The organism is Amycolatopsis sp. NPDC033938, from assembly GCF_055575975.1.
Map to the genome: position 1 here is coordinate 15,713 of NZ_JBVIRO010000004.1, position 19,242 is coordinate 34,954.

Annotated in this window: 16 protein-coding genes; 12 read left to right on the top strand and 4 right to left on the bottom strand. The window is 68.1% G+C overall.

Annotation, left to right across the window (positions count from 1 at the left end; all coding sequences use genetic code 11):
* Positions 1 to 395: 395 nt before the first annotated feature.
* Positions 396 to 1,337, bottom strand: a complete 942-nt coding sequence (locus ACZ5ZX_RS12900) for a MerR family transcriptional regulator (protein WP_465502185.1) — start codon at positions 1,335 to 1,337, stop codon at positions 396 to 398.
* Positions 1,338 to 1,397: 60 nt separating this feature from the next.
* Here ACZ5ZX_RS12900 and ACZ5ZX_RS12905 point away from each other — a divergent pair, with 60 nt between their 5' ends.
* The 7 genes from ACZ5ZX_RS12905 (at position 1,398) to ACZ5ZX_RS12935 (ending at position 8,460) form a co-directional block, all read left to right on the top strand.
* Positions 1,398 to 1,859 carry a DUF3180 domain-containing protein gene (locus ACZ5ZX_RS12905; protein WP_465502186.1) on the top strand — a complete coding sequence of 154 codons (462 nt, stop codon included), beginning with the start codon at positions 1,398 to 1,400 and terminating at the stop codon, positions 1,857 to 1,859.
* A gap of 69 nt (positions 1,860 to 1,928) precedes the next feature.
* Positions 1,929 to 4,004, top strand: a complete 2,076-nt coding sequence (locus tag ACZ5ZX_RS12910) for a DUF6779 domain-containing protein (protein ID WP_465502187.1) — start codon at positions 1,929 to 1,931, stop codon at positions 4,002 to 4,004.
* Between the two features lie 27 nt (positions 4,005 to 4,031).
* Positions 4,032 to 5,201 carry a PrsW family intramembrane metalloprotease gene (locus ACZ5ZX_RS12915; protein ID WP_465502188.1) on the top strand — a complete coding sequence of 390 codons (1,170 nt, stop codon included), beginning with the start codon at positions 4,032 to 4,034 and terminating at the stop codon, positions 5,199 to 5,201.
* 147 nt (positions 5,202 to 5,348) lie between these two features.
* A complete protein-coding gene (locus tag ACZ5ZX_RS12920) occupies positions 5,349 to 6,263 on the top strand; it encodes a Rossmann-like and DUF2520 domain-containing protein (RefSeq protein WP_465502189.1) in 915 nt (304 codons plus the stop codon).
* Positions 6,260 to 7,168 (top strand): pantoate--beta-alanine ligase, encoded by a 909-nt coding sequence (gene panC, locus ACZ5ZX_RS12925; protein ID WP_465502190.1) that lies wholly within the window; start codon positions 6,260 to 6,262, stop codon positions 7,166 to 7,168. Before ACZ5ZX_RS12920 ends, panC begins: the two co-directional genes overlap by 4 nt.
* A 13-nt stretch (positions 7,169 to 7,181) precedes the next feature.
* A complete protein-coding gene (gene panD / locus ACZ5ZX_RS12930) occupies positions 7,182 to 7,676 on the top strand; it encodes an aspartate 1-decarboxylase (protein ID WP_465502191.1) in 495 nt (164 codons plus the stop codon).
* Between the two features lie 4 nt (positions 7,677 to 7,680).
* A complete protein-coding gene (locus ACZ5ZX_RS12935; RefSeq protein ID WP_465502192.1) occupies positions 7,681 to 8,460 on the top strand; it encodes a type III pantothenate kinase in 780 nt (259 codons plus the stop codon).
* A gap of 301 nt (positions 8,461 to 8,761) precedes the next feature.
* On the opposite strand, the gene ACZ5ZX_RS12940 is transcribed toward ACZ5ZX_RS12935, so the two are convergent.
* Positions 8,762 to 9,538: a class I SAM-dependent methyltransferase gene (locus tag ACZ5ZX_RS12940; RefSeq protein WP_465502193.1), complete on the bottom strand. Its 777-nt coding sequence runs from the start codon at positions 9,536 to 9,538 to the stop codon at positions 8,762 to 8,764.
* A gap of 96 nt (positions 9,539 to 9,634) precedes the next feature.
* Here ACZ5ZX_RS12940 and lysS point away from each other — a divergent pair, with 96 nt between their 5' ends.
* The gene (gene lysS / locus ACZ5ZX_RS12945) at positions 9,635 to 11,146 is read left to right on the top strand and encodes a lysine--tRNA ligase (protein ID WP_465502194.1); all 1,512 of its coding nucleotides are present in this window, start codon (positions 9,635 to 9,637) and stop codon (positions 11,144 to 11,146) included.
* 152 nt (positions 11,147 to 11,298) lie between these two features.
* Entirely contained in the window at positions 11,299 to 11,652 is a 354-nt protein-coding gene (locus ACZ5ZX_RS12950) for a histone-like nucleoid-structuring protein Lsr2 (RefSeq protein ID WP_037318336.1), read from the top strand.
* Between the two features lie 31 nt (positions 11,653 to 11,683).
* Here ACZ5ZX_RS12950 and ACZ5ZX_RS12955 read toward each other — a convergent pair whose 3' ends face one another.
* On the bottom strand, positions 11,684 to 12,499 hold the full coding sequence (locus ACZ5ZX_RS12955; RefSeq protein ID WP_465502195.1) for an AraC family transcriptional regulator: 816 nt from the start codon (positions 12,497 to 12,499) through the stop codon (positions 11,684 to 11,686).
* Positions 12,500 to 12,565: 66 nt separating this feature from the next.
* On the opposite strand from ACZ5ZX_RS12955, the gene ACZ5ZX_RS12960 reads away from it, so the two are divergent.
* Positions 12,566 to 13,150: a TIGR03086 family metal-binding protein gene (locus tag ACZ5ZX_RS12960; RefSeq protein WP_465502196.1), complete on the top strand. Its 585-nt coding sequence runs from the start codon at positions 12,566 to 12,568 to the stop codon at positions 13,148 to 13,150.
* A 162-nt stretch (positions 13,151 to 13,312) separates the two neighbouring features.
* Here ACZ5ZX_RS12960 and ACZ5ZX_RS12965 read toward each other — a convergent pair whose 3' ends face one another.
* On the bottom strand, positions 13,313 to 14,152 hold the full coding sequence (locus ACZ5ZX_RS12965; RefSeq protein WP_465502197.1) for a (2Fe-2S)-binding protein: 840 nt from the start codon (positions 14,150 to 14,152) through the stop codon (positions 13,313 to 13,315).
* 359 nt (positions 14,153 to 14,511) lie between these two features.
* Here ACZ5ZX_RS12965 and ACZ5ZX_RS12970 point away from each other — a divergent pair, with 359 nt between their 5' ends.
* Both ACZ5ZX_RS12970 and ACZ5ZX_RS12975 read left to right on the top strand, forming a co-directional pair.
* Positions 14,512 to 17,070, top strand: a complete 2,559-nt coding sequence (locus tag ACZ5ZX_RS12970) for an ATP-dependent Clp protease ATP-binding subunit (RefSeq protein ID WP_061985533.1) — start codon at positions 14,512 to 14,514, stop codon at positions 17,068 to 17,070.
* Positions 17,071 to 17,322: 252 nt separating this feature from the next.
* Complete coding sequence (locus ACZ5ZX_RS12975; RefSeq protein ID WP_465502198.1) at positions 17,323 to 19,104, top strand: Hsp70 family protein; 1,782 nt, start codon at positions 17,323 to 17,325, stop codon at positions 19,102 to 19,104.
* Positions 19,105 to 19,242 lie beyond the last annotated feature (138 nt).

Below are 19,242 nucleotides of genomic sequence, written 5' to 3' on the forward strand. Positions count from 1 at the left end.
TGGGGGGCCTGGTTTCTTATTGATGCCGTTTTGGGGGGTCCCGGGGGGGGGGTTGCGTGCAAAATTGGTAACACCCCTTTTTGCCCACACCCGACCCCCCGCGCAAGACCGCACAAAACGCCCAAGTCGGACAAACCTCTTCGGAAAAGTGTCCCTTGTGGACACTGGGACGCGGCCCGGCTTCCGTCGGTCAGCCCGGCCCGCGCCGGGGCACGCCATCTTTGCCCCACCTCTCAATGGAACCCTCATTGGCACTCACGACCCTTTCCGAAGCTCCGCAAATCACCCGAATCAGGCGTCCGCGCGGCGAAGAGTGTCCCTTAAGGATGGACGACAGTCGGGCAGCGGGAAGGAGCCCTTCACGGCCCTACCGCAGTTAGAGGACGAAATGCGCTTCAGGCGAGCGCGGCGCGCAGGGCGGCGATGATCCATTCGGCCTGCGGCATCTGGGAGGGGAACGACGGCCAGCCGTTCATCTTCCCCAGCAGGAGCCAGTAGCGTTCGGCGCGGGGATCCATGCTGATCGCCATCCCGTCGGTCAGTCGCTTCCGCCAGGCGGGGTCGTTCGGGTCCCGCCCGTTCCGCGAAGACTGCGAGAAGATCGTCTCCGCGAGTTCCCGGCCTTCCGTCGAGTCCGGCGCGATGCCGGCTTCGAGTGCTTCGGACGCCTTCTCACTCCACGCCATCCACAGCTGCTGCTGTTTCGGGCCGAAGTCGGCCCCGTCCTTCTCGCGGAGATGGGAGTGCCACTCGCTCATCCGGCGGATGGACGCGCGGAACTCCTCGTCCTGGACGAGTTCGGCGAACTCGATCCAGGCCTCCAGTTGCTCCGGGGTCGGGTCGTCGGGCAGTTCCGGTTTCGCCGAGCGCATCCGCTCGTAGAACTCCGGATCCAGTTCGAGTCCTTCGACCATGTCCGCCCAGAACTCGTCCAGCAAACGTTTGCGGTCTTCGTCCGACATCGACGCGAGCTTGTTCATCAGTTCGACCTCCTCCAGTGGTGAGTCCCGTTTGGCCACCGCTCGCAGGACCGCCCGGCGCAATTCCAGCCGTCGGATCTGCTCGTCCAGGGCCGCGACATGCTGGACCGCGAGGTCGCCGATGGTCGCTTCCCTGGTCAGCGCCCGCTCCACGTCCGCGAGACCCAGTCCGAGTTCCCGCAGGGTCCGGACCAGCTCCAGACGCGCCATCGCGGTGGCGTCGTAGAGGCGGTAGCCGGAATCAGTGCGGTCCGTCGGCGGCAGGAGGCCTTCGTCCGAGTAGAAGCGGATGGTCTTCACCGGCAGGCCGGTCCGTTTGGCCAGCTCCCCGATGGTGAAAACCGCTGCGGTGCCCATATGCTTCATGTTCGACTCTCCAGTTGGTGGAGAGTCAAGCCTGCCAGGTAGCGTTGGACCATGCACTTCACCCGGCCACGCGAGCTGGCGGTGGCCGGCCTACTGGGCTTGGTCCTGGCCTACCTGCTCTTCCAGGTCGCTTACGGCGCCATCCCCGCGCTTCCGCTCTTCGCGGGAATGACGCTCCTCGTCCTCGCGCTCTGTGAGGTCGTGCTCGCCTTCATCATCCGTTCGCGGATCAAGGAGGGCCGGGTGATGGCCGCGATCTCCGTCGCCCGATCGGTGGCACTCGCGAAGGCCTCTTCGCTCGCCGGATCCGCCATGACGGGTGTCTGGCTGGCGGCTTTCGCGTATCTTTTTCCGCGACGTGACGAACTCCTCGCGGCGGGCGGTGATCTCCGTTCGGCGACGGTCGGGATCGTCAGCTCGGTGGCACTGGTAGCTGCGGCTTTGTGGCTCGAACACTGCTGCCGGACCCCCGAGGGCGGTGATCGGGACCCCGATCGGCAGCCGACCGGTTAACGCTTGAGAAGCACCGCTCGAAGTACCGACTAGGTCTCGTTCGGATTACTAGAAGGTACGGTGTTGGGCATGACCGGGGTGGGTGACGACTCGCGCGGCCGCCTTGCGGGTAGGCCGTGGCTTGTCGTCGGCTTGGTTCTCGCCGTCGGCGCGACTCTCGCATTGGTGCTTTCCGACGACCTCCGCTACTTGCGGCTGGGTATCGTCGCGGCGCTGTGGGCCGCCTTGATCGGGGCCTTCCTGGCGGTCCGCTACCGCAAGCACGTGTCGCAGAGCGAAGAAGCCGTCGCCGAAGCACAGGCCGTCTACGAGCTGGAGCTCGAACGCGAGATCGCCGCCCGCCGTGAGTTCGAGCTGGAGATGGAAGCGGAGACCCGGCAGGCCGCCGAGAGCCGCTCCCATGACGAGCTCGAAGCGCTCAGAGCCGAGGTGAGCGCCCTGCGTGAAAGCCTTCAGTCGCTCTTCGGCGGCGAGGTTCTTCTCGAACGCGTCGCGCTCACCGCGCAGGCCACCCGGATGCGGTCGCTCGACAACAAGCAGTTGATGAGCGCGGGCTCCGACAACGGCAATGGCAAACCCCAGCTCATGGCCGCCAACGGCACCACGATCGACGTCGACGACCGTGACCGCGGGCGGGAGCGCCCGACCGAGATGATCGACCGCGTCCTCGAACCCGCGTCCGCCCGTGCCGGCGCTCCGCCCGCGGCCCGTCGCAAGCCGTCGAACGGTCACGGTCACAACGGCGTGCACAACGGCACGAACAACGGCGGCGGTTACGGGCAGAACAACCAGGTCCCGCGACCGAAGCCGGTCGACGAGTCGACTCGCCGCAGCATGCGCAAGGCGGACGCCCGCGCCTCGAAGGCCGCCGAGGCGCTCGCCGCCGAAGCCGCTCGTCGTGAGCGGCTCGAGATGTCCAATCCCGGTATGTCGCCCGCCGAGGTCTCCCGGCCGATGCCGAGGGTCGACGCCAAGCGCAAGACCCCGCCGCCGGTGTCCCCGGCCGAGGTGTCCCGCCCGTCGATGCCGGGTGTTTCGCGCGCCGAGGTCTCGCAGCCGTCGATGCCCACCATCGCCCGGCAGCCCCAACGTCCTGAGCCCCAGCGCCAAGAATCCCAGCGGCAGGAGCCGCAGCGACGTCCGCAGCAGCCTTCGTTGCAGCAGCGTCTCGACGCCGGCACCGTCCAGCGGCCGCCCGCGCCGCGGCCGGAGGAACAGACTCGCAAGCAGACGCCGCCGGTGAAGCCGCCCGCGCAGGCGAAGCCGGTCAAGAAGGTCGAGCCGGACCGTCCCCGGCCGAACCGTGAGCTCGGCCTGACCAGGCCGGGGATGAAGCCGGTCGAACGGCCGCGTCCGGCCGGTGGCACGCCGCCGCCGGTGAACAAACCCGCCGCCGAGCCGGAGCCGATGGAGGCCACCGGCGAGTGGAAGCCGTCGTGGACGCAGGAGCGCCCGGTCTCCGATCTGAGCGCCGCGTTCCCCAGGAAGGACGACTTCCAGGACCGGCTGCGCCCCACGCCGCCGTCGAAGCCCCAGCCGTCGGCCTCCCTGCCGATGCCCCAGGCCGCCAACCCCCCGGCGCGTCCCGAACCGCGCCCTGAGCCTCGCCGCGAGCCGGAGCCGCCGACCCCGGTGTCGATCCCGGTCGTGTCCGAGCCGCCGCCGCGCCGCGCCGAGCCGGTGCGCCCGCCGGAGCCCGAACCCGTGCGCCCTCCGGCCGCCGAGACGCCTTCGCGGCACGGTGGCGGCGGCGAGGAGTCGCCCGTGGTCAACCCGACGCTGCCCGAAGAGGTCCGCGCGATGCAGAGCCGTCCAGGTGGACGTCGCCGCCGGGCGGCGGAGGACTCCTCGACCTCGCTCACGCCTGCCCCCAACGTGGCGGAGCCGACCGGTGGTGGCCGCCGTCGCCGTCCGGATGGCGAGCCTCCGGCGTGGCAGAGCGCCGCGGCCGAGACAGGCGGCCGTCACGGCGGCAAGCGGGCGAAGCCGGACGACGAGGCGCCGTCCCGCAACGGGTCGTCGCACAGCCGTCCCGAGACGCCGGCCGCCGGTTCGCACGCCTCCGGCCGATCGGTGATGGACCTGCTCGCCGCCAACGGCGCGAACGAGTCCACTCCGCGGCGCAGGCGGCGTGCCGAAGACTGACCCCGGCCGACTGTAGGGTGACCCGCTGTGAGCGAGCCTTCCTCCCCGGTGCCCGGTTCCGACCGGGCACGCCGGCCTCGGTCGATCACCGTGCTGCTGCCGGTGCTCGGGCTGATCGCCGTCGCGCTGTGCGGGCTGTTCGTCTTCGGCACGGTGACCGCGAAGGTCGGTCTGCCCGCGGTGACGATCGGCGTGCTCGCGGCACTCGTCCCGGTCGCCGTGGTGGTGACGGCGTTCCTGTGGGTCGACCGCTGGGAACCGGAACCGCCGAAGCTCCTGCTGCTGTCCTTCGTCTGGGGAGCCTGTGTCGCGACGATCATCGCGCTGCTGCTCAACAGCGGCGCCGAGGCCGTCGGTGACCTGCTGCTCGGCACCGGCGTCGGCGGCAAGGTCAGCGGCCTGGTCTCCGCGCCGCTGGTCGAGGAAGCCGCGAAGGCCGCTTTCATCCTGCTGCTGTGGTGGCGCCGTCCGATCGAGTTCGACGGCGTCGTGGACGGCATCGTCTACGCCGGGTTCACCGCCGCCGGGTTCGCCTTCACCGAGAACATCTATTACTTCGGCCGCGCCTTCGCGGAGAACGGCTTCGGTGACGGCACGAGCGCGGGCGTGCTCGCGGCGTTCTTCCTCCGTGGGGTGCTTTCGCCGTTCACGCATCCGCTGTTCGCCGTGATGACCGGGATCGGGCTCGGTATCGCCGCGAGCAGCAAGGTGCGCTCGATGCGGATACTGGCGCCGATCGGCGGCTACCTCGTCGCCGTGCTGCTGCACGCCCTGTGGAACGGCGCCGCGCTGCTGGGTGGCGCCAAGACCTTCCTGAACGTCTACTTCCTGATCATGGTGCCGCTGTTCATCGGGGTCTTCTCGGTGGTGGTCATGCAGCGGCGCCGCGAGCAGCGGATCGTCGCCGCCGCGTTGCCGATGATGGTCGACGCGCGGTGGATCGCGCCGTCCGAAGTGACGCTGCTGGCCAGCCTGTCCGGACGGCGGTCGTGGCGGAAACAGGCGCGGAAGCAGTCGGGACGGGACGCGGCGAAGGCCGTCGGCCGCTATCAGGCCAGCGTGACCGAACTCGCGTTCCTGCGACGCGGCCGGAAGCTCACCGACGAGGGAAAACAGCGGCAGCGTGAGCTGCTGCAGGTGCTCAAGACCTCGCGCGCCGAGGCCGTACGGCTGGCGGACGGTGCTCCGCGCGGGTGACCTCGGTCAGGTGAAGCTGGTCACGAGGGTCGGTTCAGACACGGGCCGGAGGGTTACCCTCGCGCCGTCGTCTGGTACCCGCGACCACCGAGCGGGACTGGAACGAGTTGAGGAGTTTTCGACCATGAGCGTCCATTGGCGCACGCCATGACAAGGCCCGCTCGCTTGGCCGTGGGTGTCGTTTCCGCGGGCCGGGTCGGCAGCGTCGTCGGCGCAGCACTCACGAGGGCCGGGCACGCGGTCGTCGCCGCTTCGGGCCTTTCCAACGCTTCGATACGCCGGGCGGAGCAACTGCTTCCCGGTGTGCCACTCCTGCCACCCGACGAGGTCGCCCGTCGCGCCGATCTCGTTCTGCTCGCCCTGCCCGACGACTCGCTCGCCGGGATGGTGCGCGGCTTCGTCGCGACAGGTTCCCTGCGTCCGGGGCAGATCGTCGTGCACACGTCCGGAGCGCACGGCATCGACGTCCTCGCGCCCGCCGCCGACGCCGGGGCACTGCCGCTGGCCCTGCACCCCGTGATGACCTTCACCGGACGGCCGGAGGACCTCGACAGGCTGGCGACCTGCAGCGTCGGCGTCACCGCCACAGAGGGTGACGAAGCGGCCTGGAACGTCGGCGAGGCGCTCACCGTGGAGATGGGCGCGGAGCCCGTCCGCGTTCCTGACGAAGCGCGAGCGCTCTATCACGCGGCGTTGGCGCACGGCGCGAATCACCTGATGACGCTGGTCGCCGATTGCGCGGAATTGTTGCGGGAAGCGGGAATCGCCCAGCCCGAACGCCTGGTGGCTCCGTTGCTGTCGGCGGCGTTGGATAATGTTCTGCGGCACGGGGACCGGGCGCTGACCGGGCCGGTGGCCCGTGGTGATCTCGGCACCGTGCGTAAGCATCTCGCGGTGCTGGCCGAACGTGGCCCCGACATCGCCCCGAGCTATCGCGCGCTGGCCAAGCGCACGCTGGCGCGCGGCGACGCCGCCGGGCTCTTGGACGCCTCGGCCGCCGCCGAGCTCACCGAACTCCTCAGTGACCCCGCAGATCCCGCCGAAGGGCAGCAAAACCAGTGACCACACCGAAATTCGCCCGAGGCACGCTGCACACCTTCCAGCCGCCGGAGCAGGTGAGCCAGGTGACGCGTGCCCTGCACGGGGTCGGCCGCAAGGTCGCGCTGGTGCCCACCATGGGTGCCCTGCACGCGGGACACCGGGAACTGATCCGCCGGGCGAAGCGGCTGCCGAACACGGTGGTCGCGACGTCGATCTTCGTGAACCCCCTGCAGTTCGGGGAAGGCGAGGACTTCGAGGCGTACCCGCGTCCGCTGGACAAGGACCTCGAGGTACTGAAGGAGGACGGCGTCGAACTGGGCTTCCTGCCCAAGGCGTCGGATCTGTACCCGGACGGCGCGACCGTCACGGTGCACCCCGGCGCGCTCGGCGACGAGCTCGAAGGGGCGGTGCGACCGGGCCATTTCGCCGGCGTGCTCACCGTGGTGGCGAAACTGTTCAACATCGTGCGGCCGGACTACGCCTTCTTCGGGGAGAAGGATTACCAGCAGCTGGTGCTGATCAAGAAAATGGTGCGTGACCTGAACTTCGACACCCGGGTCATCGGGGTGCCGACGGTCAGGGAACGCGACGGGCTGGCGTTGTCCTCGCGCAACGTCTACCTCACTCCTGAGCAGCGCGAGGACGCGATCGTGTTGTCGGCGGCACTCACCGCGGGTGCCTTCGTCGGACGCGACGGCGCGGAAGCCGTGCTGGCGACCGCCAGGAAGACCCTCGCCGCGCGACCCGCGGTCGAGGTCGACTATCTGGAATTGAGGGGAACCGACCTCGGGCCCGCGCCCGTCGACGGTGAAGCGCGGTTGCTGATCGCGGCCAGGGTGGGGAGTACCCGGCTGATCGACAACGTGCCGGTGGTGCTCGGTGCCGCCGCGGACCATCCGGAACACGCGCTGGACGCAGGGGAATAAGGGAGAGTCCACGATGTACCGCACAATGCTGAAATCGAAGATCCATCGAGCGACGGTCACCCAGGCCGACCTCCACTACGTCGGATCGGTGACGGTCGACGAAGACCTGATGGACGCCGCGGATCTGCTTCCGGGCGAACAGGTGTCCATTGTGGACGTCACCAACGGCGCCCGGCTCGAGACCTACGTGATCGCGGGTGAACGCGGCACCGGGGTGCTCGGCATCAACGGCGCCGCGGCGCATCTGGTGCACCCCGGTGATCTGGTGATCCTGATTTCGTACGCGCAGATGGAGAACGCCGAGGCGGCCGCGTTCCGGCCGAGGGTGGTCTTCGTCGACGCGGACAACCGGATCGTCGAGAAGGGCGCCAACCCCGGGCACGCGCCGGAGGGTTCCGGACTGCTGAGCGGCACCGTGACGCTGGCCGACGACGACACGATGACCTTCCCGGTCGCCGAAACCGCCGACGCCCGACGTCTCGACGCGCTGCTGCACGCCGAAAGCTGAGTCGTTGCTGCTCACGGTCGACGTCGGCAACACCAATATCGTGCTCGGGCTCTACGACGGGCCCACGCTGATCGGTGACTGGCGGATGCGCACCGACGCGCGGATCACCGCCGACGAGCTCGCGCTGACCATGCGCGGGCTGCTCGGCACGCACGCGGACACGGTCACCGGGATCAGCGCGCTGTCCACGGTTCCCGCCGTACTGCGAGAGCTGCGCGTCATGCTTTCGCGGTACTACGGCGGGTTGCCGAAGATCGTCATCGAGCCGGGGGTGCGCACGGGTGTGCCGCTTCTGGTCGACAATCCCAAGGAGGTGGGCGCGGACAGGCTGGTGAACACCCTGGCCGCGCACCATCTGCACCCGACCACCGCCTGTGTGGTGGTGGATTTCGGGACTTCGACCAATGTGGACGCCATCTCCGCCAAGGGCGAGTTCCTCGGCGGCGCGTTCGCGCCCGGGATCGAGATCTCCGTCGACGCGCTGGCCGCGCGGGCCGCGGCGCTGCGCAAGGTGGAACTGGTGCCGCCGCGGTCGGTGATCGGGAAGAACACCGTGGAATGCCTGCAATCCGGCATCCTCTACGGTTTCGCCGGCCAGGTCGACGGCCTGGTGAAGCGGATCAAACGCGAGCTTTCGCCGGACGGGTCCGATCCGGTCGCGGTGATCGCGACCGGTGGCCTGGCGCCACTGGTGCTGGAGGAGTCGGAGACGATCACCGACCACGTGCCGGATCTGACGTTGCTGGGCCTGCGGCTGGTCTACGACCGCAACCACCGTGTTTAGTCCTCTGAATGCGGTAGGCCGGGGCGCGCGGTGGCGGTCTCGTGAGTGGCGAGTGTCGTTCTAACGGCACTTACCACTCACGACCAGGCCTGACTTCGCAAGTAGTCGACTAAGTGCGACGTCCCGCGCTGGGCCTTCTCATCCTGGTGCGACTCGGGGCTGGGGGCTCGGGGCTCGGGACTCGGGGCTCGGGGCTGAAGGGCGCTTTCCCCGCATCGCATGCGGGGAAAGCGCCCTTCGCCGCGTGAGATGAGGGGAAAGGGCCCTTCAGCCGCGTCCGTCGCGACCTTGGCCGGGCCACTCAAGATCGACGGCGGGTCCGGAAGGCCGTGGTGGTGAGGGGAAGGTCGAATTCGCCGGCGGCGGTTTCCGGGTTCCGGTCGAGGAATTCCCGCGCGATGCGAAGTTTGGCCTCGCGCTCTTCCGCCGGGGCTACCAGCATGTGCGAATGGGTGGCGATCGTCTCCACCAGGCTTTCCGCCGTCCTGGGCTGTTTGTGGTCGAAAGTCGCCTTCTCGAACGGTTCGAAGGCCTCGTGTCCCGGCAGTGATTCGTAGTCGCTCAGCCAGCGCCTGCTCATGGAACTCTTGATCAGCTTGTTGAACTCCGCCAGCCAGCCCGCCGACTCGTCGTCGTGGTTCCACAGCGCGGCGAGGACTCCACCCGGCTTGAGCACCCTGGCGATCTCCGGATAGGCCCGATCGAGGTCGAACCAGTGGACGGCCTGCCCCACGACCACGGCGTCCATGGAGGCGTCCGGCAGTGGGATCTCTTCGGCCGTCCCGATGAGCGGGGTCACGGAGGGCAGCGCCTTCGTGAGCTCCGCGAGCATCTGCGCGTCCGGTTCGACCGCGGTGACCGCGACGCCGAACGCGAGCAGGCCCTGACTGACCTTGCCGGTTCCGGCGCCGAGGTCGAGGACTCGTTCAGGTGTTCTCCTCGCGCCGGCCAGCCCCCAGGCCAGTGCCTTCTCCGGATAATCCGGTCGATGCGCGGCATAGGCGGCGGCCTTCGCGCCGAACGAGGCGGCGCGGCGTGCGTGCAGTTCGGGTTCGATGCCAGGAGTGGATGAGTTCACACGGTCCAGGTTAATGGAGAGAAAACCGGCCGGTCCGGAGCCGGAAAAGGTAATCCGGTTGGCGTAGGGAAGCGGCGGGTTCGTACGCTGTGCGCCATGACTGAAATCCCCGCATCCGAGGGCGTGAGCCCCGACGAAGACCTGCCGGAACAGATGCGGGTGCGCCGGGACAAGCGCGACCGGATAATCGCGGAGGGTATCGATCCGTATCCGGTCGAGGTGCCCAGGACGCACTCGCTGGCCGAAGTGCGCGCGAAGCATTCCGACCTTCCTGTCGACACCGCCACCGGTGAGATCGTCGGTGTCACCGGCCGGGTCATGTTCATGCGCAATACCGGCAAACTGTGTTTCGCGAGTCTCCGTGAAGGCGATGGCACGGAGTTGCAGGCGATGATCAGCCTCGCGAAGGTGGGCGCGGACGCGCTCGCGGCGTGGAAGTCCGATGTCGATCTCGGTGATCACGTATTCGTCTCCGGCGAGGTCATCACCTCCAAGCGCGGCGAGCTTTCCGTGATGGCCGACTCCTGGCGGATCACTTCGAAAGCATTGCGCCCGTTGCCGGTCATGTACAAAGACCTGGCGGAGGAAACACGGATCCGGCAGCGTTATGTCGATCTGATCGTGCGGCCCAAGGCCAGGGACGTGGTCCGTACCCGCGCCGGTGTGCTGCGTTCCCTGCGTGACTCGTTTCACGGTCGAGGATTCCTCGAGGTCGAGACCCCGATGCTGCAGACGCTGCACGGTGGTGCGGCGGCTCGGCCATTCGTGACGCATTCGAATGCCTTCGACCTCGATCTGTACCTGAGGATCGCGCCGGAGCTGTACCTCAAGCGTTGCGTGGTCGGCGGTATCGAGAAGGTCTTCGAGATCAACCGGAACTTCCGGAACGAGGGCAGCGACTCGTCCCACTCGCCCGAGTTCGCCATGCTCGAGTACTACGAAGCGTATGCGACCTATGACTCCAATGCGGTGATGACGCGGCAGCTCATCCAGGAGGCGGCGCAGAACGTTCTCGGCACTCAGGTGGTCACTCTCGCCGATGGTTCGGAGTACGACCTGTCCGGCGAGTGGACCACACTCGGAATGTACGAGTCGTTGTCCGAAGCGTTGTCGGAAGAGGTCACTCCCGAGACATCGGTGGACAAGCTCCGTTCCTTTGCCGAAGCGCGAGAGCTGGAGTTCGACCCTAAGTTAGGGCACGGCAAACTCGTCGAGGAACTGTGGGAACACCTCGTCGGCGATCATCTTCACGAACCCACTTTTGTCCGTGATTTTCCGGTCGAGACATCCCCGCTGACCAGGCAACATCGCAGCAAGCCGGGGGTGGCGGAGAAGTGGGATCTGTACGTGCGCGGTTTCGAACTGGCGACCGGATACTCCGAGCTGGTCGATCCCGTCGTGGAGCGTCAGCGTCTGGTGGAACAGGCTCGGCTGGGTGCGCAGGGCGATAGTGAGGCCATGAACCTGGATGAGGATTTCCTCCGTGCGCTGGAGTACGGAATGCCGCCGAGCGGTGGTGTCGGAATGGGGATCGACCGGTTGCTGATGGCGCTGACGGGCCTTGGTATCCGGGAGACCATCCTGTTCCCGCTCGTCCGACCTGAATAACCCGTCCGCGTGAGGAGATACCTCGATCGTTCTCGTAAACAAGATTTGCGTTATGTGACGGTAGCGGGTATTAATGTCGCTAGACAAAGTCTTCTGTCCGGGGCATGCCCCGTACCAGATCATTCGTGTAAGCCCCCAGCAGGAGGAAACAGATGGCACAGAAGGTGCTCGTCTCGCTCGTTGACGACCTCGACGGCAGCGAGGCGGAAGAGACCGTCGAGTTCGGTTTGGACGGTGTGAGCTACCAGATCGACCTTTCCGCGGAAAACGCGGAAGAGCTTCGCGACGCGCTGGCCCAGTATGTGGAGCACGCCCGCCGCGCGGGTGGCCGTAAGCGCACCGCCATTCGTCCGGTCGCCGGTGTGAAGGCCGCCGCCCGCCCCGCGACCGTGGACCGTGAGCAGAACCAGGCCATTCGCGCCTGGGCCCGCAAGAACGGCTTCCAGGTTTCCGACCGTGGACGTATCCCGTCCGAGGTCGTGGAGGCCTACCACAAGAAGAACTGAAGGTCTGCTCGACCCTCAAGCCGCCGGGAACCTATTCCCGGCGGTTTTCTTGTTCTTGTACGCGGTTCAAGAGGGCGTACTCGGTGGGCGCCCATCCGGTCACGGAGCGGAAATCCCGGATGAAGTGCGCTTGGTCGCTATAGCCCAGCTCGGTCGCCAGTTTCGCGTAGTCCGGCCGTTCCTCGGCAGCGATCCGTGCCGCCGCTTCGTTCAACCGGTATACCTGAATCGCCCATTTGGGGGTGGCGCCGACATGTTCGGCGAAGAGTCGTTGCAGGCTTCGCTGAGACAGACCTGTCCGGCTTGACAACTCTCCGACCCTGGTAATGGCCGGATCGCCCGCGATTGTTTCGACCGCTTCGATGGCCGTCCGTGCGGCGGGGGTGAGGACGGGGCGTTTCGCGAGGAGCAGTTCCTCTGCCGCGCGGACCATTTCGAAGTCGTTCGTCGCATTCCGTACCGATTCCGTCACCGGCCCGGCGCCGGGGAAGAGATCGGTGAGCGGAACGGAACCGCCGGAGATCATCGTGACCGGGCCGGTGAGGAATGCCCGGAAAGCCCCTGGCCGGAATCGCACGCCGATACCTTGATCCACTCCGTCGAGGAGGTAGCGGAAAGGCCGCTTTCCCGGCCCGAACGCGCCGGCCGCGTCGCGGAAGAACGTCACGTTGACCGCGAGATTCGGCAGCACCACCTGTTCATGGGGGCCGGTCAGCTCCCAGCGCAGCACCCAGTGGTGGTCGACGAACGGACGCAGTTCCGGCGCGGGCGGATGCCGGACGAGGCTGAACTTCGCGCTCGCCTCCCGCGCGTTGACGATCCCCGCCGGGATCCGGTGCCCGCTCATCCGCCCAACGTAATCGTGTCGCGTTTTTTCAAGACGGCTCGGCCGTCACGGGGTACTCATGCCCGTATGTCCGAACACACTGCCCTGATCGCCCCCGCCGCGGCGGAGTTCGCCGCGGTCCTGCGCGGGATCGGCGAGACCGATCTCGCCGCGCGCACCCCGTGCGCCGAATACGACGTCCGCGCGTTGCTGAACCACCTTCTCTACTGGGGTCCCTGGCTCGAAGCGGCCGGGCGCAAGGAGGCGCCGCCCGAAGTGTCCTCCAGTGAGGCGGAGTCGGATCTCGTCGGCTCCGATTGGCTCACCGCGATCGAGGACCAGACCGCGCGGCTCGTCGAGATCTTCGGCGCGCCTGCGGCCTGGCAGGGCATGACGGCGCTCGGTACGGCGGAGATGCCCGCCTCGATCGTCGGAGACATGGTGCTCGGCGAGTTCGTCTTCCACGGCTGGGATCTCGCCAGGGCGACCGGTCGTTCCCTCGACGTCGCTCCCGAAGCGGCCGAAGCCGTGTACGCGTCCGCTGTGGCCATGGGTGAGCAGGCGCGGGCGATGAAGGTCTACGGCGAAGAGGTGGCCGTGGCGGAACACGCGACGACCTTCGAACGCGCTTTGGGTGCTTCGGGCCGGGATCCGGAGTGGCAGCGTTGTTGAGGGGTAAGTCAAACGTGTCGTGTTCCGGCTTCAAGCACGCCAGACCCGGCGACACTTACCACTCACGACCAGGAGCTTTCGGGCCTGGTGACGTGGGGCGGTGGCTCTCGCAGGTAGTCGACTCCTTGCGACGGCCTGCACCGCAACCAGCCTGAAAAAGGCTCAATGACCCTTGTCGCGGATTCGCGGACAGCCCTCGCATTCCGATTCCGCGGGCAGCAGATGGTTGTAACAGCAGCTTTCGCGGTTTCTCGTCCACTCGCGGCGTCCGTCGGCGCCTTCGGCGAGCCGCAGCTTCGACGCCGAAGTCAGCGGCGGGAACCGCGATTCGAGGACCAGCGCGGCGTCCGCGACCCCGGCGCCCTCGGCCTCCGTGGTCCCGCCCAGCCGTCCCGCCGACCACAGCGCGTTGTCGAGCGCGTCCGTGGCGGCCGCCCACAACTGCCGCCGCCCGAGCCGCGTCAGTGGTCCGTAGACGTCGATGAAGCGGTTCGCGTGCGTGACGAAGCGGCCACGCAGCACGGTCGCCAGCGTTCGCTCGTCCGGCGCGACGACGGCTCCCGGATGAGCCGAACCCGGATCTGTCGGCAGGCAGTGGAACCGGTCACCGAGGACGGCGACCGAATCGGGATGCGGCCGGTCGCCGCCGATCCGGAAGGCCAGCGCCGACGGCGCCAGCGACGGGACGCGGCGTTCGTGGTGCAGCAGCATCGCGCCGGCGAGCGCCGGGACGTGCAGGTACCAGGAAAGGATCCAGCTCGCCGTGACCCGCTCGGGTATCCCCGCCGCCTCCGGATACCGCTCGGCCAGCCAGCCGCCGAGGCGCTCCCGCCAGTGGACGAGACGAGCCGGATCGGCCAGCAGGTCCGCGCAGCGGACCCAGCCCGGCTCGTCCTCCGGCATCGCACTGCGGAGCCCGGCCTCTTCGGGCATCCTCGAGACCGAGGCACGGAGGCCGTCTTCGGACGGCGCGAGCGCTAGAGAGGACCGCTGATGCCGCATACGATCCTCCCTTCATTAGGTACGCCTAACCTTACACACGATGCGTGACTACTCCGGTCGGGTGTCCATCCACTGGGCTGTCTCTTGCCGGTCGGGCATGTTCGCGCTCAGCGGACAAGGGGTATTCGGCGGAATCCAAGTGCTCGTCCGCACGTTGGGCTTGACGTAAAGGTGCAGGGCAACCGGAAGATGAAAGCGCGCACGGCCGGAGAACGGCCGGGGCGCGAACGGGCCGCAATCAGCCGTAGTGGTACGCCAGCGCGACCGCTTGGCTACTAGAGTGGTCTCACGGTGCTGAATCCATCGCGGTGAAAGCACGATGGAAACGGGCCGCCGTCGCAGCAGTCGAGGGAGTGCACATGTTTGAGAGGTTCACCGACCGCGCGAGGCGGGTGGTCGTCCTGGCCCAAGAAGAGGCCAGGATGCTCAACCACAACTACATCGGCACCGAGCACATCCTCCTGGGTCTGATCCACGAGGGTGAAGGTGTCGCCGCCAAGGCGCTGGAATCGCTGGGCATCGCGCTGGAGGGCGTCCGCCAGCAGGTCGAGGAGATCATCGGCCAGGGGCAGCAGGCCCCGAGCGGGCACATCCCCTTCACCCCGCGGGCCAAGAAGGTGCTTGAGCTGTCGCTGCGCGAAGCGCTGCAGCTCGGCCACAACTACATCGGCACCGAGCACATCCTGCTCGGGCTGATCCGCGAGGGCGAAGGCGTCGCCGCACAGGTGCTCGTCAAGCTCGGCGCGGACCTCAACCGGGTGCGTCAGCAGGTTCTGCAGCTGCTGTCGGGCTACCAGGGTGGCAAGGAGTCGACCGAGACCGGCTCCGGACGCGGTGAAGGCACCCCGTCGTCGTCGCTGGTGCTCGACCAGTTCGGCCGCAACCTGACCGTGCAGGCCCGCGAAGGCAAGCTCGACCCGGTCATCGGCCGTGGCAAGGAGATCGAGCGGGTCATGCAGGTGCTGTCGCGGCGCACCAAGAACAACCCGGTCCTGATCGGTGAGCCCGGCGTCGGCAAGACCGCCGTCGTCGAGGGGCTCGCGCAGAACATCGTCAAGGGCGAAGTCCCGGAGACGCTGAAGGACAAGCAGCTCTACACCCTCGACCTCGGCTCCCTGGTCGCCGGTTCCCGGTACCGCGGTGACTTCGAAGAGCGCCTCAAGAAGGTGCTCAAGGAGATCAAGACCCGCGGCGACATCATCCTGTTCATCGACGAGCTGCACACGCTCGTCGGCGCGGGTGCCGCCGAGGGCGCGATCGACGCCGCCTCGATCCTGAAGCCGATGCTGGCCCGTGGTGAGCTGCAGACGATCGGCGCGACCACGCTCGAGGAGTACCGCAAGTACATCGAGAAGGACGCCGCGCTGGAGCGCCGCTTCCAGCCGATCCAGGTCGGCGAGCCGTCGCTCGAGCACACGATCGAGATCCTGAAGGGTCTCCGCGACCGGTACGAGGCGCACCACCGCGTCTCGATCACCGACTCGGCGCTCGTGGCCGCCGCGACGCTGGCGGACCGGTACATCAACGACCGGTTCCTGCCGGACAAGGCGATCGACCTGATCGACGAGGCGGGCGCCCGGATGCGCATCCGCCGGATGACCGCGCCGCCGGACCTGCGCGAGTTCGACGAGAAGATCGCCGACGTGCGCCGGGACAAGGAGTCCGCGATAGACGCGCAGGACTTCGAGCGCGCCGCCCGCCTCCGTGACGAGGAGAAGACCCTCCTCGGCCAGAAGGGTGAGCGGGAGAAGCAGTGGAAGGACGGCGACCTCGACGTCGTCGCCGAGGTCGACGAGGAGCAGATCGCCGAGGTCCTCGCCAACTGGACCGGTATCCCGGTGTTCAAGCTCACCGAGGAGGAGACCACGCGTCTGCTCCGCATGGAGGACGAGCTGCACAAGCGGATCATCGGCCAGGAGGACGCGGTCAAGGCCGTCTCCCAGGCGATCCGCCGTACCCGCGCCGGTCTGAAGGACCCGAAGCGCCCCTCCGGTTCGTTCATCTTCGCCGGTCCGTCCGGTGTCGGTAAGACCGAGCTGTCCAAGGCGCTGGCGGCGTTCCTGTTCGGCGAGGACGACGCGCTCATCCAGATCGACATGGGCGAGTTCCACGACCGCTACACCGCTTCGCGGCTCTTCGGTGCCCCTCCGGGCTACGTCGGCTACGAAGAGGGCGGCCAGCTGACCGAGAAGGTGCGGCGCAAGCCGTTCTCGGTGGTGCTGTTCGACGAGATCGAGAAGGCCCACCAGGAGATCTACAACACCCTCCTGCAGGTCCTCGAAGACGGCCGGCTCACCGACGGTCAGGGTCGTACGGTCGACTTCAAGAACACCGTGCTCATCTTCACCTCGAACCTGGGTACCTCGGACATCTCCAAGTCCGTTTCGCTCGGCTTCTCGCAGGGAGGCGACACCGCCAACCGGTACGAGAAGATGAAGCAAAAGGTCAACGAGGAGATGAAGAAGCATTTCCGGCCGGAGTTCCTGAACCGGATCGACGACATCATCGTCTTCCACCAGCTGACCAAGGACCAGATCATCCAGATGGTCGATCTGATGATCGCGCGGGTCGAGACGCAGCTGAAGGCCAAGGACATGGAGCTCGAGCTCACTCCGAAGGCCAAGTCGCTGCTCGCCAAGCGCGGCTTCGACCCGGTGCTGGGCGCGCGGCCGCTGCGTCGCACGATCCAGCGCGAGATCGAGGACCAGCTGTCGGAGAAGATCCTGTTCGGCGAGGTCCAGGCCGGTCAGATCATCCTGGTCGACGTCGAAGGCTGGAACGACGAAGAGGGCGAGAAGGACGACAAGGCGCACTTCGTCTTCCGCGGCGAGGCCCGGCCTTCGTCGGTCCCGGACGCCCCGCCGGTCAGCATCGGCGCCGGCACGAGCGAAGAGAACGGCGAAGCCGAGAGCGAGTAAGTCTCGGTGGTTCAGGGAAAGGCCCGTCGCGGGTTCGCCGCGGCGGGCCTTTCCCTTCGCGGTGGCGCTTGAGTCTCAATGACGGTTCTGGCCAACCGTGTCTCAGGTGCCTAGCAGCCACAACAGCTGCGCGTGAAGGCCCCCTTCCCTCGGCTGAGCCGAGGGAAGGGGGCCTTCACGCGGCATCACAAACCACTCACGAGGCCTTTTTCGCCGCGTGAGACGATGCCACCGGGTCCGGGAGGGGGTCAGGTGGACGTTCTGGCGATCGATTTCGGTACCTCCAGCACGGTCGGGGTGCTCTCGATCCACGGCAGGGGGACGCAGGTCGTCGAAATCGACGGATCGGTGACGATGTCGTCGGCGATCTACGCAGACAAGGACGGCACCGTCTTCGTCGGCCGTGACGCCGAACGCCGTGCCCGGCTGGATCCGAGCCGGTTCGAAGCGAACCCGAAGCGCCGCATCGACGAAGGCGCTCTCCAGCTCGGCGACGTGACGCTCCCCATCGCCGATGCCTTCGCCGCTGTCCTGCGCCGGGTCGGCGAGGAGGCCGAGCTGCTCCTCCAGCGTCCGCCCGCGCAGGTGCGCATCTCCCATCCGGCGGGCTGGGGCCCGGACCGCAAGCAGATCCTCCGCGACGCCGCGCTCAAGGCCGGGTTCGGCACCACGCTGCTCATTCCCGAGCCGGTCGCCGCCGCAGCGCATTACGCCTCCCTCAATCACGGCCAGGTCCGGCCGCCCGGTCCGATAGCGGTGTACGACCTCGGGGCCGGTACTTTCGACTGCGCCGTCGTCGGGGTCAGCGCGCAGGGGTTCGCCGTGCTCGCCGAGGACGGCCTGCCCGACCTCGGCAGCCTCGACATCGACCAGGCGCTGCTGGTCCACATCGGCCGTGAGGTCTCGCATTCCGATCCCGCGGTGTGGCAGCGGGTGCTGCGCCCGCAGTCGGTCGGGGACCGCCGGACGCGCCGGTCTCTGCTCCAGGACGTCCGTGACGCCAAGGAAAGCCTGTCCCGGCATCAGCAGACCGAGATCCCGATGCCGGAGCCGTTCGGGGACGTGCGGGTGACGCGGATGGAACTCGAAGCCCTCGTCCGGCCGAGTTTCCTGCGCAGTGCCGAACTACTGGCCACCACGATCCACCGTGCCGGGCTCACTCCCGCGCAGCTCGGCGGCGTCTACCTCGTCGGCGGGCCGAGCCGGATGCCGTTGCTGGCGAGTCTGCTGGCGAACCAGCTCCGGATCGCGCCGACGACACAGGATCAGCCGGAGACGGCGGTCGCGTTCGGGCTGCACCACGTGCCGGCGGGCGGCGAGGACTCCCAGCTGACCGTGCCCGCGTTCGCGCCGGTGTCACCACCGGTCCAGCAGCGGCCCGTCCAGCAGCCGCCACCTCAGCCGCCTCGGCGCCCCCAACCGCCGCGCTGGACACCGCCTCCGCCACCACCTGGTCCCCGCTGGCGGAAGCCCACGGCATACGGCGTCATCGCGCTCGCCCTCGCGGCGATCGTGACGACGATCGTCCTGCTCACCGGCGGCGGGGACGAACCCGTCGCGGCGCCGAACCCCGCTGTCCCGGCGCAGAAGCCGGACTGCGCACAACCGGGCCAGAAGGACTCGCAGGGGTTCACGGATTGTCTCCACCGGATCGCCGCCGTCATCCCGCAGCGGGACGACTGCCGGGACGCGCCGGACGCGGCCGCCGCGATGGGGGCTGCCTCCGCGGTCACCTGCGTGTTCAAGAACGACGAGGCGTCGAACGCGATCAACTACTACCAGGGCGTCGCGATGACCGGCCTGGAGGCCGACGCGCGGCGGCAGATGACCAAGGGCAAGCCCGTGGAGGGCACCTGGGCCGCCGACGGGCTGCGGGGCCGCTACCTGGCCGGTGTCGGCAAGCGAAGCGGCATTGTGCTCTTCGGGACCGATGACGCGCCACTGAGCGCGATGCTCGTCTCGACCCGCCGCGACGGGACCGCGCCGACGACGCAGGAGATGGTCGACTTCTTCACCGCGCAGCTCAAGCCCTGAGGGGTCGTGAGTGGCGATTCGGTACAGGTGGTGGGGGGGGGGGGGGGGGGGGGGGTGGGCAGGCTCGCACACCCCGCCCCCCCCCTGGGGCCCCCACCCCGGCCCGCGGGGGTCGGCGGGCCGGGGGGGGGGGGGGCG